General features: G+C 72.9%; 16 protein-coding genes. 5 read left to right on the top strand and 11 right to left on the bottom strand.

Going from position 1 to position 12,773, the window contains the following annotated elements:
* From AB0I76_RS11655 to AB0I76_RS11665, 3 genes are all read right to left on the bottom strand, one after another.
* Positions 1–587: 5-oxoprolinase subunit PxpA (locus AB0I76_RS11655; protein WP_357033555.1), on the bottom strand; the 587-nt coding region annotated here is incomplete at its 3' end.
* Positions 571–1,419: a biotin-dependent carboxyltransferase family protein gene (locus AB0I76_RS11660; protein WP_357033557.1), complete on the bottom strand. Its 849-nt coding sequence runs from the start codon at positions 1,417–1,419 to the stop codon at positions 571–573. The genes AB0I76_RS11660 and AB0I76_RS11655, both read right to left, overlap by 17 nt.
* Positions 1,416–2,078: an allophanate hydrolase subunit 1 gene (locus AB0I76_RS11665; RefSeq protein ID WP_357033559.1), complete on the bottom strand. Its 663-nt coding sequence runs from the start codon at positions 2,076–2,078 to the stop codon at positions 1,416–1,418. Before AB0I76_RS11665 ends, AB0I76_RS11660 begins: the two co-directional genes overlap by 4 nt.
* A 108-nt stretch (positions 2,079–2,186) precedes the next feature.
* Between AB0I76_RS11665 and AB0I76_RS11670 the strand changes: the two genes are divergently transcribed.
* Complete coding sequence (locus AB0I76_RS11670) at positions 2,187–2,864, top strand: hemolysin III family protein (protein WP_357033561.1); 678 nt, start codon at positions 2,187–2,189, stop codon at positions 2,862–2,864.
* A 63-nt stretch (positions 2,865–2,927) separates the two neighbouring features.
* Here AB0I76_RS11670 and AB0I76_RS11675 read toward each other — a convergent pair whose 3' ends face one another.
* Positions 2,928–3,218 (bottom strand): DUF6458 family protein, encoded by a 291-nt coding sequence (locus tag AB0I76_RS11675; protein ID WP_357033563.1) that lies wholly within the window; start codon positions 3,216–3,218, stop codon positions 2,928–2,930.
* A 114-nt stretch (positions 3,219–3,332) separates the two neighbouring features.
* Here AB0I76_RS11675 and AB0I76_RS11680 point away from each other — a divergent pair, with 114 nt between their 5' ends.
* On the top strand, positions 3,333–3,869 hold the full coding sequence (locus tag AB0I76_RS11680) for a histidine phosphatase family protein (protein WP_357033565.1): 537 nt from the start codon (positions 3,333–3,335) through the stop codon (positions 3,867–3,869).
* Positions 3,870–3,875: 6 nt separating this feature from the next.
* On the opposite strand, the gene AB0I76_RS11685 is transcribed toward AB0I76_RS11680, so the two are convergent.
* The 4 genes from AB0I76_RS11685 to AB0I76_RS11700 all read right to left on the bottom strand — a co-directional run bounded on the left by AB0I76_RS11685 (position 3,876) and on the right by AB0I76_RS11700 (position 8,560).
* A complete protein-coding gene (locus AB0I76_RS11685) occupies positions 3,876–4,145 on the bottom strand; it encodes a DUF6458 family protein (RefSeq protein WP_013730795.1) in 270 nt (89 codons plus the stop codon).
* 581 nt (positions 4,146–4,726) lie between these two features.
* The gene (locus tag AB0I76_RS11690; RefSeq protein ID WP_357033568.1) at positions 4,727–6,583 is read right to left on the bottom strand and encodes an acyl-CoA dehydrogenase; all 1,857 of its coding nucleotides are present in this window, start codon (positions 6,581–6,583) and stop codon (positions 4,727–4,729) included.
* A 116-nt stretch (positions 6,584–6,699) separates the two neighbouring features.
* Positions 6,700–7,827, bottom strand: coding sequence for a PP2C family protein-serine/threonine phosphatase (locus tag AB0I76_RS11695; protein ID WP_357033570.1), 1,128 nt, complete (start codon positions 7,825–7,827; stop codon positions 6,700–6,702).
* A 100-nt stretch (positions 7,828–7,927) separates the two neighbouring features.
* The gene (locus AB0I76_RS11700) at positions 7,928–8,560 is read right to left on the bottom strand and encodes a septal ring lytic transglycosylase RlpA family protein (RefSeq protein WP_357033572.1); all 633 of its coding nucleotides are present in this window, start codon (positions 8,558–8,560) and stop codon (positions 7,928–7,930) included.
* 186 nt (positions 8,561–8,746) lie between these two features.
* Between AB0I76_RS11700 and AB0I76_RS11705 the strand changes: the two genes are divergently transcribed.
* The gene (locus tag AB0I76_RS11705; protein ID WP_357033573.1) at positions 8,747–9,298 is read left to right on the top strand and encodes a phosphoribosyltransferase; all 552 of its coding nucleotides are present in this window, start codon (positions 8,747–8,749) and stop codon (positions 9,296–9,298) included.
* Positions 9,299–9,339: 41 nt separating this feature from the next.
* Here AB0I76_RS11705 and AB0I76_RS11710 read toward each other — a convergent pair whose 3' ends face one another.
* Positions 9,340–9,861, bottom strand: coding sequence for an alpha/beta hydrolase (locus tag AB0I76_RS11710; RefSeq protein ID WP_357033575.1), 522 nt, complete (start codon positions 9,859–9,861; stop codon positions 9,340–9,342).
* A gap of 106 nt (positions 9,862–9,967) precedes the next feature.
* Here AB0I76_RS11710 and AB0I76_RS11715 point away from each other — a divergent pair, with 106 nt between their 5' ends.
* Positions 9,968–10,399 carry an ASCH domain-containing protein gene (locus AB0I76_RS11715; protein WP_357033578.1) on the top strand — a complete coding sequence of 144 codons (432 nt, stop codon included), beginning with the start codon at positions 9,968–9,970 and terminating at the stop codon, positions 10,397–10,399.
* A gap of 5 nt (positions 10,400–10,404) precedes the next feature.
* Here AB0I76_RS11715 and AB0I76_RS11720 read toward each other — a convergent pair whose 3' ends face one another.
* Complete coding sequence (locus tag AB0I76_RS11720; protein WP_357033580.1) at positions 10,405–11,283, bottom strand: LLM class flavin-dependent oxidoreductase; 879 nt, start codon at positions 11,281–11,283, stop codon at positions 10,405–10,407.
* Between the two features lie 53 nt (positions 11,284–11,336).
* On the opposite strand from AB0I76_RS11720, the gene AB0I76_RS11725 reads away from it, so the two are divergent.
* On the top strand, positions 11,337–11,624 hold the full coding sequence (locus AB0I76_RS11725; protein ID WP_357033582.1) for a DUF1905 domain-containing protein: 288 nt from the start codon (positions 11,337–11,339) through the stop codon (positions 11,622–11,624).
* 59 nt (positions 11,625–11,683) lie between these two features.
* Here the strand turns inward: AB0I76_RS11725 and AB0I76_RS11730 are convergent, their stop codons facing one another.
* Complete coding sequence (locus AB0I76_RS11730; protein WP_357033584.1) at positions 11,684–12,742, bottom strand: MerR family transcriptional regulator; 1,059 nt, start codon at positions 12,740–12,742, stop codon at positions 11,684–11,686.
* Positions 12,743–12,773 lie beyond the last annotated feature (31 nt).

The raw sequence follows: 12,773 nt of genomic DNA on the forward strand, positions 1-12,773 counted from the left end.
CGGGCCGCCCGCTCGGCCACCTCCTCCGGGTCGGTGACCAGCGCGTTCGGCGCGGTCCGGGGCACCAGTCGGCCGTTGGGCAGGTAGCCCCGGTCGGCGAAGCCCTCGCCGACCACGCGCAGCCCGGCTCCCATGGCGAGCTGGGCGACCACCGAGCCGGGTGAGCAGAGCAACGGCAGCTGGTCGTCGTACTCGCGGAGGGCGGCGACCACGGCCGCCGCCTGGGACTCGTCGCAGGCGGCGGCGTGGTAGAGCGCCCCGTGCGGCTTCAGGTAGCGCACCCGGGTGCGGAACAGCCGGCAGAACGCGTCGAGGGCGCCGAGCTGGTAGGTGATCTCGTCGCGCAGCTCCGCGAAGGCGTACGCGATGTGTCGCCGGCCGAAGCCGGCAAGGTCCCGGTAGCCCACCTGCGCGCCGACGGCGACCCCGCGTTCGGCGGCGGCCTCGCAGACCCGGCGCATGGTCGACGCGTCCCCGGCGTGGAAGCCGCAGGCGACGTTGGCGGAGGTGACGAGGTCCAGCAGTGCCGTGTCGTCGCCGAGCCGCCAGATGCCGAATCCCTCTCCGAGGTCAGCGTTGAGGTCCATGAAATCTCACCGTAGTGCCTGGGCGTGCCTGTGCGAGCGGGGTCACGTCGTCCACCACTCCGATGACCGGGTACCCGCCGGTGGTCGGGTGGTCGGCGAGGAAGACCAGCGGTTGGCCGTCGGCCGGCACCTGCACCGCGCCGAGGACGATGCCCTCGCTGGGCAGTTCCCCGGCCACCGCGCGGGGCAGCGGTGCGCCGGTCAGTCGCGCACCGACCCGGTTGCTCAAGGGGCTCACCGCGTACGCGCTGCGGAGCAGCCGGTCCCGCGCGGCGGCGGTGAACCAGTCGTCGCGGGGACCGAGGCGTACGGTCAGCCGCAGCTCGTCGGGGACCGGTGGCGCGACGGTGACGTCCACGGGGGCGGGCGGTCCGGCCGGTGCGCCGACGGGCAGCCGGTCGCCGTCGCGCAGCGGGGGCGGGCCGAGACCGGAGAGGGTGTCGGTGGCCCGACTGCCGAGCACCGGCTCGACGGTGATCCCTCCGCCGACGGCGAGCCAGGTCCGCAGGCCCGCGCGGGGGGCGTCGACGCGGAGCACCGCCCCGGCCGGGACGGACAGCGGCCGGCCGGTGTCTCCGGGGCGCCGGCCGACCCGTACGGCGACGTCGGCGCCGGTGAGCGCCACGGTGGCGGCCCGCCGGAACCGCAGCTCGCAGCCGGTGAGGGTGATCTCCAGGCCGGCGGCGGACTCGGGGTTGCCGACGAGCCGGTTGGCCAGCCGCAGCGCGCCCGGGTCGAGCGCACCCGATCGCGGTACGCCGAGGTGCGCCCAGCCGGGCCGACCCAGGTCCTGCACGGTGGTGAGCGCACCCGCGCGGAGCACCTCGATCACGGCTGTCGCGCCGGGACCAGCCGGACGCGGGTGCCGGGGACGAGTCGGGCCGGCGGGTCGGCGTGCACGTCGAACAGCGTGAGCGCGGTCCGCCCGACGAGCAGCCAGCCGCCCGGGGACGCGGTCGGGTAGATGCCCGCGTACGGGCCGGCCAGGGCGACCGAGCCGGCCGGCACCCGGGGGCGCGGCGAGGGCAGCCGGGGCACCGACAGGTCGGCCGGGAGCCCGGTCAGGTACGCGAACCCGGGCGCGAAGCCGCAGAAGGCCACCCGGAACGCGGTGCCGGCCATCCGGTCGACGACCGCCGCCACGTCGACGCCCCAGTGGTCGGCGACGGCGGGCAGGTCCTCCCCGTCGTACGTGACGGGGACGTCGACGCTTCCGGCGGCGGCCGTGGTGGTCAGGTGTTCCGGGGTCCAGCCGGCGACGACGGCGGCGGTCGCCACCGGGTCCGGTACGCCGTCCAGCAGGACGGTCGTCGCGGCCGGGACGATCTCCAGGGCGGCCAGGTCACCCCGGTCTCGGCGGCGCCACAGCTCGGCCCGCCACGCCTCGACCCGGGCGGCGACGTCCGAGCCCGAGCCGGGCGGCGTACCGCCCGGCTCGGGCTCGGCGCAGTCGAGCAGCAGGGCGTGGGTGCCGACCGGTCGGATCCGCATCCCGCCATCCTTCCCGATCGATCCCCGCACCTCGGGTCACCCGGCCCGACATGTCTCGTGACCGGCGGCACTACCATGAAGTAACCTACGGTGCCGTAACCTGTGGGGGTGACCACCTCCGCACCGCTTCGCCTGAAGCCGGTCGACATCGGTAAGCCCCGGATGCGCGGCTGGCTGCACACGTACGCGTTCTTCGTCGCGCTGGTCTGCGGCATCGTGCTCTGCTCGATCGCCGCGTCCCGGCCCGGCTGGGCACCGCTGGTGAGCTGCCTGATCTACAGCCTGACCGTCTGCGGCCTCTTCGGCACCAGTGCGCTCTACCACCGCCGGGTGTGGTCCGAGCGCGGCTACCAGATCATGCGCCGGATGGACCATTCGATGATCTTCCTGTTCATCGCCGGCACGTACACGCCGTTCTGCGTGCTCCTGCTCGACCCCCGCGCGGCGACGATCATGCTCGCACTGGTGTGGGGCGGGGCGCTGGGCGGAGTGGCGCTCAAGATGGTCTGGCCGCACGCCCCACGCTGGGTGTCCGCCCCGCTCTACCTGGCCCTCGGCTGGGTGTCGGTGGCCATGCTGCCCGACATCCTCCACGAGGGCGGGGTGACCGCCCTGGTGCTGCTGGCCGTCGGCGGTGCCATCTACAGCGTCGGCGCGGTTTTCTACGCGCTCCGCCGGCCCAACCCGTGGCCCACCGTCTTCGGTCACCACGAGTTCTTCCACGCCTGCACCCTGGTGGCGGCGGTCTGCCACCACATCGCGATCTACTTCGCCCTCTTCGCCTGAGGTCCGCACAGGAACCGGGGGCCCCGCGCCGTTGCGGAGCCCCCGGTGGCTGGAGATCAGGGGTCAGATGGTCCGGCCCGGCCGGCGCACCTCGCGGTACTCCTCGACGACCCGGTCGTCCTGCACCGGCACGACGGGGTCGGCGACGACGCGTTCCCGCCGGACGGTCGTGGGCGCGACGGCGGTGCGACGACGCGAGTTCCAGAAGTAGAGGGTGGTGAGCAGCCCGGCCAGGCCGGCGAGCATCAGCACCCAGCCGACCACGGCGAGGTCGAGCCAACCCAGGTTCGCCTCCACGGCGAACGCGAAGATCGCACCCAGTGCGATCAGGAAGATACTGGCGCCAATGCCCATCTCGTCGCCTCCTCGGCTGTCACCTGGCGTATCCGTCCACCGCGGCCATCGATGAGGTTGCGGCTCCCTCGACTTACCCCGACGGTGAGATCCCCAATCGGGCAAGCTGGGGGGATGACGGACGCACCCACCCGGGAACGGACGCTGGTGTTGTTGCGGCACGCCAAGGCCGAGCCGCCCGACGAGGGACCGGACGCCCAACGCCCGCTGGCCGCCCGGGGGCGCGCCGACGCGGCCGCCGCCGGCGCCTGGCTCGCCCGGCACGACCTGCTGCCCGACGTGGTCCTCTGCTCGACCTCGCGGCGCACCCGGGAGACGTGGCACGGGGTGGCGTTGGGCATGACCGGCACTCCCCCGGAGGGCGGTTCCGCCGGGCCGGCTCCGGCCGTCCGCTACGAGCCGGACGCGTACGAGGCGCAGCCGGAGGATCTCCTGGCCCTGGTGCACCGGGTCGATCCGGCAGCCCGCACGGTACTGCTCGTCGCCCACAACCCGGGCATCTCGCTCCTGTCGGCGCTCCTCGACCCGGACCGGGCGGACCGGGAGGGCCTGCGGAGCTGTGACGTGGTGGTGCACCGGACGGCCGCTGACTGGGCGCGGCTGGACCGGGGCCGCGCCGCCATCACCGCCCGGCACACGGCACGCGGCTGAGCCCGCTCAGGAGGGGGGCGCCGTCGGCGGCGGCGGGTCGGGCGGCGGCGGCATCATCGCGGTCGGGTGCGACAGCCGGTTCTCCTCCACGATGAGGGTTCGTGCCCGCTTGCGCCGGTCCTGCCAGAACCAGAGCGTGGTGAGCAGTACGCCCAGCCCGGCCAGGATGAACACCCAGCCGACCGCGCGTAGGTCCACCCACCAGACGTTCGCCCGGATGGCGAAGGTGAGGATCGCGCCGATGGCGATCAGGAAGATCCCGCTACCAATGCCCATGTGCGCTGCACTCCCCCGTGCGGTGGCTCTGGGCGTTCTCTGACGTACCCCCGCGATGGTTACCCGCCACGCCGACGGGATACCCAGTGGGCACCGGTCAATCGCCGACTGGCCGGCAGCTGACCGGCGGTTACTGGAAGTGACGATCTATCGGACGAGGGAAGCTCACTCTTCGTGACGGACGACGCGACCCCGTCGGGCGTCGCAGACGGTCGGCGATCCGCGGAAAGAGCACGAACAGGTGCGATGCAGAACCCTCACCGACCCGACACCATGCCGTCGCCCCCACTTTGCTCTGCACCCTTATATGCACCGGTAACGGAAGGTCACTGGCGCGTACCGGGGTGGAGAGCAAAGTGGGCGGCGTGCGATGGCCGGGGAGGGGGTGGCATAACTCTCAGTTATCCGGCGCAGGGATCATCCCGGGGGGACGAGGGCCACGGGAGGGACGGCAGGCGCCGGTGCCGGGGGCCGGGACAGGACGGACGACGGCCGGCGAGCCGAAGCCCGCCGGCCGTCGTGACCAGCTCATCCCCGGGTCGTACCCGGGCCCGCCGCACCGCGCAGCGGTACGGGGTGACTCAGAAGGCCTCCTCCGGGAGGTCCATGACGTCGAGGTCGGCAGCCTCGATGATCCGGCGGTCGGAGCCGAGGCGCGGCAGCACCTCGCGGGCGAAGAACCGGGCGGCGGCCACCTTGCCGGTGTAGAACGCCTGGTCGGCGCCGGACACCTCGCCGGCCAGCGCCTTGAGCGCCACGTCGGCCTGCTTCTGCAGCAGCCAGGCGACGACCAGGTCGCCGATGGCCAGCAGGAACCGCCGGCTGCTCAGGCCGACCTTGTAGAGCGCCCGGGTGTCGCCGCCCTGCGCCTCACCCAGCCACCCGGTCATCACGCCGAGCATGGTCTGGATCTCGGCGAGCGCCTTGCCGAGCGCCTGCCGCTCCACCTTGAGCTGGCCGTTGCCGCCCTCGGTGGCGATGAACTCCTGGATCTCGCCGGCGATCGCCATCAGAGCCTTGCCGTTGTCCCGGACGATCTTCCGGAAGATCAGGTCGAGGCTCTGGATCGCCGTGGTGCCCTCGTACAGGGTGTCGATCTTGGCGTCCCGGACGTACTGCTCCAGCGGGTAGTCCTGGAGGAAGCCGGAACCGCCGAAGGTCTGGAGCGACTCGTGGCCGAGCAGCTCGTACGCCCGCTCGGAGCCGACGCCCTTGACGAGCGGGAGGAGCAGGTCGTTGACCCGCTTCGCCAGCTTGGTGGCCTTCTCGTCGCCGGCCGCCTCGGCGATGGCGACCTTGTCCTGCCAGGAGGCGGTGTAGCAGACCAGGGCACGCAGGCCCTCGGCGTACGACTTCTGGAGCAGCAGGGACCGGCGGACGTCCGGGTGGTGGGTGATGGTCACCCGCGGCGCGGTCTTGTCGGCCATCTGGGTCAGGTCGGCGCCCTGCACCCGGTTCTTGGCATACTCCAGCGCGTTCAGGTAACCGGTGGAGAGGGTCGCGATCGCCTTGGTGCCGACCATCATCCGGGCGTACTCGATGATCATGAACATCTGCCGGATGCCGTCGTGCTTCTCACCCAGCAGCCAGCCCTTGGCAGGTACGCCGTGCTCGCCGAAGGTCACCTCGCAGGTGTTGGAGACCTTCAGGCCCATCTTGTGCTCGACGTTGGTGGCGAAGACGCCGTTGCGCTCGCCCAGCTCGCCGGTCTCCTCGTCGAAGTGGAACTTCGGCACGACGAAGAGCGACAGGCCCTTGGTGCCGGCACCGCCGACGCCCTCGACGCCGACCGGGCGGGCCAGCACGTAGTGGACGATGTTGTCGCTCAGGTCGTGCTCACCGGAGGTGATGAAGCGCTTGACACCCTCGATGTGCCACGAGCCGTCCGGCTGCTGGATGGCGCGGGCACGGCCGGCGCCCACGTCCGAACCGGCGTCCGGCTCGGTGAGCACCATCGTGGAGCCCCACTGCTTCTCGACGAAGAGCTTGGCCCACTTCTTCTGCTGCTCGGTGCCCTCGACGTGGAGCACGTGCGCGAAGGACGGGCCGGAGGAGTACATCCAGATCGGGGCGTTGGCACCGAGGACCAGCTCGGCAATCGACCACCAGAGCGCGCGGGGGGCGTTGCTGCCCTCCAGGACCTCGGGCAGGTCCAGGCGCCAGAACTCGGAGTCCATGAACGCCTTGTAGGACTTCTTGAACGACTCCGGCAGCGGCGCGGTGTGCGTCGCCGGGTCGAAGACCGGCGGGTTGCGGTCGCTGTCCGTGTAGCTGGCCGCGAGGTCCTCGCGGGCCAGGCGGTCGACCTCGGAGAGGAAGCTGCGGGCGGTGTCGACGTCCAGCTCCGTGTAAGGCGCCTGGCCGAACGTCCGGTCCGCCCCGAAGACCTCGAAGAGGTTGAACTCGAGGTCCCGAAGGTTGCTCTTGTAGTGGGTCATGCTCGCTGGCCCCGCTTCCGGACAGGTGTTACCGATCAGTAACTCCAGACTGTATTACTCGCGGGTAGCCAACGACAAGCCGATCGTGAAAGTGACAGCTATTACACACCTGCGGTTCAGCTCTCGGCGGCGCCGACCTCCCAGCTCGGCACGGCGGCGGTCACGCCGGTACGCGAGCCCCGGTACTCCATGAGGACCAGCGCGATGTCGTCGTCGAGACCACCACGCACCCACTCGACCAGGGCGGTCTCCAGCGAGGCCAGCCCGTCGCCGACCGTGCCGTGACCGAGCAGCCGCCAGGCGCGGTCGGCGGTCGGGAAGAACTCGCCGTCCCGGCGCGCCTCGCCCAACCCGTCGGTGAAGAGCAGCAACCGGTCGCCGGGCTCCAGCCGCTCGACCCGGGGCCGGACCACCGGCATGAACCCGAGCGGCGGAGCGGGCGCCGGCGGCTCCAGCGGGATCACCGCGCCCCGGCGCAGCAGCAGCGGCGGCGGGTGCCCGCAGTTGACGATCGTGAGCGTGCCACCCCGCTCCTCGACCAGGGCGGCGGTGACGAAGTCCTCGTCGCCCACGCTGCGGGCCACCGCCCGGTCCAGGTCGGCCACGACGGCCCGCAGGTCGGCCCGCTCGTACGCCACGTGCCGGTACGAGCCCAGCACGATGCTCGCCAGCCGGACCGCGTCCAGGCCCTTGCCGCGGACGTCTCCGATGATCATGCGGACGCCGTACGGGGTGTCGACCGCCTCGTACAGGTCGCCGCCGATCTCGGCCGTGGCGGTGGACGAGATGTAGCGGGCGGCCACCGAGAGCGTGCCGACCTGGGGACCGAGCGGCCGGAGCACCGCCTGCTGGGCGACCGCGGCGAGCTTGGACAGCTCGGCGATCTGCTCGGCCTGCCGCTCCCGTACCGATGCTGTCGCCGCCGCGATCGCCGCGCCGAGCGCGATGCCGGCGACGGCGACGGCGGTGGAGAGCGAGACGGTCCGCTCGCCGAGGGCGAAGCTCGCCCCCAGCACGGTGGCGGCGGCACCGACGCCCAGCACCACCCGCCAGGACGCCAGCGCGGCGGCGAGGAAGGGCCCGGCCACCATCAGCGCGATGTAGTTCGCTCCGCGACCGTCGGCCAGCTCCACGGCGGACACGATTGCGAGCAGGGCGAGGGCCGCGCCGAGACCGGCGCGGGATCCGGGGCTCAGTGGGCCGCGGCCCGACTGGAAGGCTTTCGTGCGTACACCGGACAGCATGCCCGATGGACGTGAACTGGTGAATGAACCTGACCCGTCGTCCGAGAAGGTTCTGGCCGGCTGGTCCCCGCCGCGGGGCCGATCGCCGTCGCGCACCGGCTCAGCCGAGCACCTCGTACCGGACCTCGACGTGCCCGGCGTCGAGCGGGGCGATGGCGGCGAAGGCGGCGCGGGACAGGTCGATGCAGCGCCCCTCGATGAAGGGACCCCGATCGTTGATCCGGACCGTCACCGACTTGCCGGTCGACGGATTGGTGACCCGGACCTTCGTGTCGAACGGCAGGGTCTTGTGCGCGGCGGTCAGCGCCGAGGGGTCGAAGGTCTCGCCGTTGGCGGTCATCTGCCCCTCGGAGTAGAAGGACGCGCCGCAGGAGCCGCTGTCCACCACCGGGCGGGCGGTGCTGGTCTTCTTGGTCGCGGTCGGCGACGGCTTCGGCGCGGCGGTACGCGGCCTGCTCCGCGACGGCGCCTGCGTGCGGGTGGCCTTCGGGCTCGCACTCACGCTGGGCGCGGCACTGGGGCTGAGGCTCGGCGACGCCGACGGCGTGGTCGGCTCGGCCGACGGGGTGACCGGCGTGAGGTCGACCGCGGCCGGCCGCGCCGATCCCGAGGCCGAGGTCAGCTGGACGGCGCCGACGGTGCCACCGACGGCGAGCGCGACACCGATCGCCGCGGTGGCCGCGATGCCGGCCGGTGAGGAGATCATGCGGGTACGGGAGTGCCTACCAGCCACCGGCCCGGTCCTTTCCTTAGCTGAACAAACCGGGTCGGACCGTAACGAGAGAAGCACTTCCGAAGTCAACGTGATCATGGTGGTATGCCCGCAATTACGGTGGTACGTGTAGCCGATCATCCGACCCACGATGGGCCGGCCGGCCCGGGTCACCGGTGGGCGGACCACCTCCCGCAGGATGGGCCCATGGCCGCTGAGCTGAGCGAACGTCTCGTCGAACTGGTCCGTTGGATCGACCCCGGTCCCGGGGCGACCCACCTGGTCAGCGACGTCTCCGGCTGGTGGCGCGACCCGGACGTGCTCGCCCGGCTCGGTCCCGCCCTGGTCGCGCCGTTCCGGGCCGCCCGGCCGACCGTGGTGATCTCCCCGGCGGTCACCGGGTTCCTCGTCGGCCCGCTCGCCGCGACGGCCCTCGGCGTCGGGTTCGTGCCGGCACACAAGCCCGGCGACGGTCGGCTCCCCGCCGGGCCGCTGACCTGGGCGCAGAGCCCGCCGGACTTCCGGGGCCGACGGGTGGACCTCGCGGTCCGGGAGCGGAGCATCGACCCCGGAGACCGGGTGCTGGTGGTGGACGACTGGGTGGCCACCGGCGCCCAGGTGCGGGCGCTGTACGAGATCTGCGCGGCACGGGGCGCCGAGCCGGTCGGCACCGCCGCCGTTGTGGTGGGCTGCGCGCCGGAGACCGTCGCCGAGTTGCGCCTCCACGGGCTGGTCTCCGGCACCGCGCTGGAGGGCTGACCGGGGACGAGCGGGTGCTCGGGCGCCGCCGGCTACGCCGCTCAGCTCGTCTGAACGAACTCCTCGACGGCGCTGCACACGCGGCCGAGCGCGTCGGCGGACCGGGCCAGCGGGCCGGGCACCATGAGCGCGTGGTCGGCTTCCGGGATCTCCACGACGTTCGGCGTGAGCCGGCGGGCGACCGAGCCGTCCCAGGAGGGGTCGGCGGTCCCGCCGACCAGCAGGTACGGCGCGGTGGCCCGGCGCAGGCCGTCGACCACCTCGGGCACGCGCAGCAGCGGCGTGAGCCAGATCGCGGGTAGCTGGCGCTCGGCGGCGAGCGGCGTGGCGAAGGTGCCGAGGGACTTGCCGACCAGCAGGTCCGTCCGCTCGGTGAGGGTGGCGGCGACCTGCCCGGCCACCCAGGCCCGGGCCTGCGCCATCGCCAGGTCCTCGGGCACCTGCCACGAGATCGCGTGCAGGGCGAAGCCGGCCCTGCGCAACGCCTCACCCGCGTAGACGAAGAGCGGGTAGCGGGTGTCGTAGCCCCGACCCGGGATCAGTATCGCCTGGCGGTCCGCCATGTTCTTCTCCTCGTCCTCGTCGCCATCACGGTAGCGCCGCTCCCGCCCCTGGTGGGGGCGACAATGGAGACGACGCCGGACCAAACCGGGCGGTAGCCTCGGCAGGATGTGGCCTCGGATCGGCGGACTGCGCACACTCGACCTCGGTACGCCCGGTGAGATGCGGACGAACCTCAACACGCTCGTGCTCGCCGGCGTGAAGACCGCGACCGCCGGGCTGCTCACCGAGTACGCCGGGGAGAACGAGGACCTGGAGCACGTCGGCGAGCGGCTGGTCCTCGTCGACGATCACGACGCGCTGGTCGCCGTCGTCGAGGTGACCGGCGTCGAGGTGGTCCGCTTCGCCGACGTGTCGTGGGACTTCGCGCGCTCGGAGGGGGAGGGTGACCGCTCGATCGAGGAGTGGCGGGAGGGACACGCCCGTTTCTGGGCGCGGATGGGCACTCCGGTCACCGACGACACGGACGTCGTCTGCGTACGCTTCCGGCTGGTCTCCGCCGGCGACGGCGGCATCGCCACCGGCGACCTCAGCACCTGAAGCCGTCACCCGCGCAGCTCCGGCAACAGGTTCGTGGCGACGTCGACCAGGACCGACTCGTCGCCGGCGTACCAACTGCTGGCCCGGGGCCAGTGGGTGACCACGTCGGTGAAGCCCAGGGCGGCGGCCCGCCGTACCTGGTCGGCGAAGAACTCCGCGCTGCGCAGCGAGAAGGCCGGCGCGGCGTCCAGCGACAGGTAGCGGTCCAGGGAGGCCGGATCCCGACCGGCCGCCGCGAGCGTCTTGTCCATCCGCCCGCACAGCTCCGCGACGCCGTCCCACCAGCTCTCCACGTCGTCGCCGCCGACGCCGGTGGTGACCCAGCCCTGGCCGAACCGGGTGACCAGCCGCATCGAGCGCGGCCCGTTGGCGGCCATCACGAACGGCACCCGGGGCGTCTGCACGCAACCCGGGTTGTTCCGTGCGTCCACCGCCGCGAACCAGTCGCCCCGCCAGGTCGTCCCGTTCTCCCGCAACACCAGGTCGAGCAGCTCGGTGAACTCGGCGAACCGGTCGACCCGCTCGCGCGGAGGCAGCTCCTCGCCGCCCAGCACCGCCGAGTCGAAGCCGATGCCGCCGGCGCCCAGGCCGAGCAGCACCCGCCCCGCCGAGACGTCGTCGAGCGTGGTCACCTGCCGAGCGAACGCGGCCGGGTGCCGGAAGTTCGGCGAGGCGACCAGCGTGCCGAGCCGGATCCGTCCGGTCACCGTGGCGGCGGCGGTGAGCGTGGCCATCGAGTCGAACCACGGGCCGTCGACCAGGTCCCGCCAGCCCAGGTGGTCGTACGTCCAGGCGTGGTCGAAACCCCACTCGTCCGCCTGCCGCCAACGCCGCTGCGACTCCGACCAGCGTTGGTCGGGCAGGATCACGATGCCAATCCGCATGATCGCAGCGTACGGGGAGGTGGGTCCGGCGCCGACGCTCCTATCCTGGATCGATGGACCTGGAGTTCACCGGCGAGCTGTGGTTCTGGAAGGGCCCGTCACCCTGGCACTTCGTCACGGTCCCGGAGCCGGAGTGCGCCGAGCTGGAGGCGACGTCGGCGTCGGTCAGCTACGGCTGGGGCATGATCCCGGTCGCCGCCCGCATCGGCGGCACCGGTTGGCGGACGTCGCTGTGGCCCAAGGACGGTCGGTACGTGGTGCCGGTGAAGGCGGGCGTACGCCGGGCCGAGCGGCTCGACGTGGGCGACACGGTGACGATTCGCCTGACCGTGGACCGCTGAGTCGGGCCGCGCCGGCCCTCCGCGTCCGGCTGACCGGGAGGGCCGGTGCGGGGTGGCATCTACGCGGCCACCACGTCGGCGACGACGCAGGCGACGTTGTCCGGCGCCCCCGCCGCGTACGCGAGGTCCACCAGGCTTTGTACGGCCTCGTCGGGTCCGGCCGCCGCGCGGAGGGCGTCGTGCAGCGCCGGCCGGTCGAGGACTGCCGACAGCCCGTCCGAGCACAGCAGGTACCGGTCACCGGCGACCGCGGTACGCAGCGCCAGGTCGGCCTCGACGTGGTTCCCGCCGGCACCCAGGGCACGCACCAGCAGGGCCCGCTGCGGGTGCGCGTCGGCCTCCTCGCGCCCGAGCCGACCCTGGTCGACCAGCGACTGCACGTACGTGTGGTCCTGGGTCAGCTGGGACAACTCGCCGCCCCGCAGCACGTACGCCCGGGTGTCGCCGACGTGCACCACCGCGAGCCGGGTGCCGGACCGGAGCAGCGCCGTCAGGGTCGTGACCGGCTGGTGGTCGCCGACCGCCGACCCGCGCACGGTGCGGTCGGCGTCGGCGACCGCGTCGGCCAGCAGGCCGAGCAGGTCGGCCGCCGGCACGTCGGCCGATTCCAGCGGCCTGAGTACGTCGATCGCGGCCGCGCTGGCCGCCGCGCCGCCGGGTCCCCGCATGCCATCGGCGACGGCGAGCAGCCGTTCGCCGGCGTACGCGGCGTCCTCGTTGGTCTCCCGGACGGCGCCGGCCTCGCAGCGGACGGCGTACCGGAGTTCGATCTCGGACATGGTCGTGTCCCTTCCGGAGAGGAGGTCCACGAGGAGGGTGGCGAGGCGCCCGCGGGCCGCCGTGTCGGCGGCGACCCGCTGCCAGTACGCGTTGACCGCCCCGGCAGCCGCCTCGGCATCGAGGCCGCACACCTGACGGATCTCGGCCAGCGGCATCCCGATGCGGCGCAGCGAAGCGATCAACCGAGCCCGCTCCAGCTGCCCGGGCTCGTAGAGCCGGTACCCGGACTCCGGGTCGACCGCGGCCGGCGGCAGGAGACCGATCTCGTCGTACAGGCGTAACGCCTTTGGCGTAAGGCCCGCCGCCCTGGCGAACGCCCCGATGGTCAGCAACCCCACGTCGCCATCCTCCCCGCACCGGCCACGGTGG

Origin of the sequence: Micromonospora sp. NPDC049799 (genome assembly GCF_040656655.1) — a bacterium.
Classification (GTDB): domain Bacteria; phylum Actinomycetota; class Actinomycetes; order Mycobacteriales; family Micromonosporaceae; genus Micromonospora.

Excerpts from the sequence above, each read along its gene's own strand:
- AB0I76_RS11665 (WP_357033559.1), bottom strand. The coding sequence starts at position 2,078 with ATGCGGATCCGACCGGTCGGCACCCACGCCCTGCTGCTCGACTGCGCC.
- AB0I76_RS11675 (WP_357033563.1), bottom strand. The coding sequence starts at position 3,218 with ATGGGCATTGGCGCCAGTATCTTCCTGATCGCACTGGGTGCGATCTTC.
- AB0I76_RS11680 (WP_357033565.1), top strand. The coding sequence starts at position 3,333 with ATGACGGACGCACCCACCCGGGAACGGACGCTGGTGTTGTTGCGGCAC.
- AB0I76_RS11685 (WP_013730795.1), bottom strand. The coding sequence starts at position 4,145 with ATGGGCATTGGTAGCGGGATCTTCCTGATCGCCATCGGCGCGATCCTC.
- AB0I76_RS11690 (WP_357033568.1), bottom strand. The coding sequence starts at position 6,583 with ATGACCCACTACAAGAGCAACCTTCGGGACCTCGAGTTCAACCTCTTC.
- AB0I76_RS11695 (WP_357033570.1), bottom strand. The coding sequence starts at position 7,827 with ATGCTGTCCGGTGTACGCACGAAAGCCTTCCAGTCGGGCCGCGGCCCA.
- AB0I76_RS11705 (WP_357033573.1), top strand. The coding sequence starts at position 8,747 with ATGGCCGCTGAGCTGAGCGAACGTCTCGTCGAACTGGTCCGTTGGATC.
- AB0I76_RS11710 (WP_357033575.1), bottom strand. The coding sequence starts at position 9,861 with ATGGCGGACCGCCAGGCGATACTGATCCCGGGTCGGGGCTACGACACC.
- AB0I76_RS11715 (WP_357033578.1), top strand. The coding sequence starts at position 9,968 with ATGTGGCCTCGGATCGGCGGACTGCGCACACTCGACCTCGGTACGCCC.
- AB0I76_RS11720 (WP_357033580.1), bottom strand. The coding sequence starts at position 11,283 with ATGCGGATTGGCATCGTGATCCTGCCCGACCAACGCTGGTCGGAGTCG.
- AB0I76_RS11725 (WP_357033582.1), top strand. The coding sequence starts at position 11,337 with ATGGACCTGGAGTTCACCGGCGAGCTGTGGTTCTGGAAGGGCCCGTCA.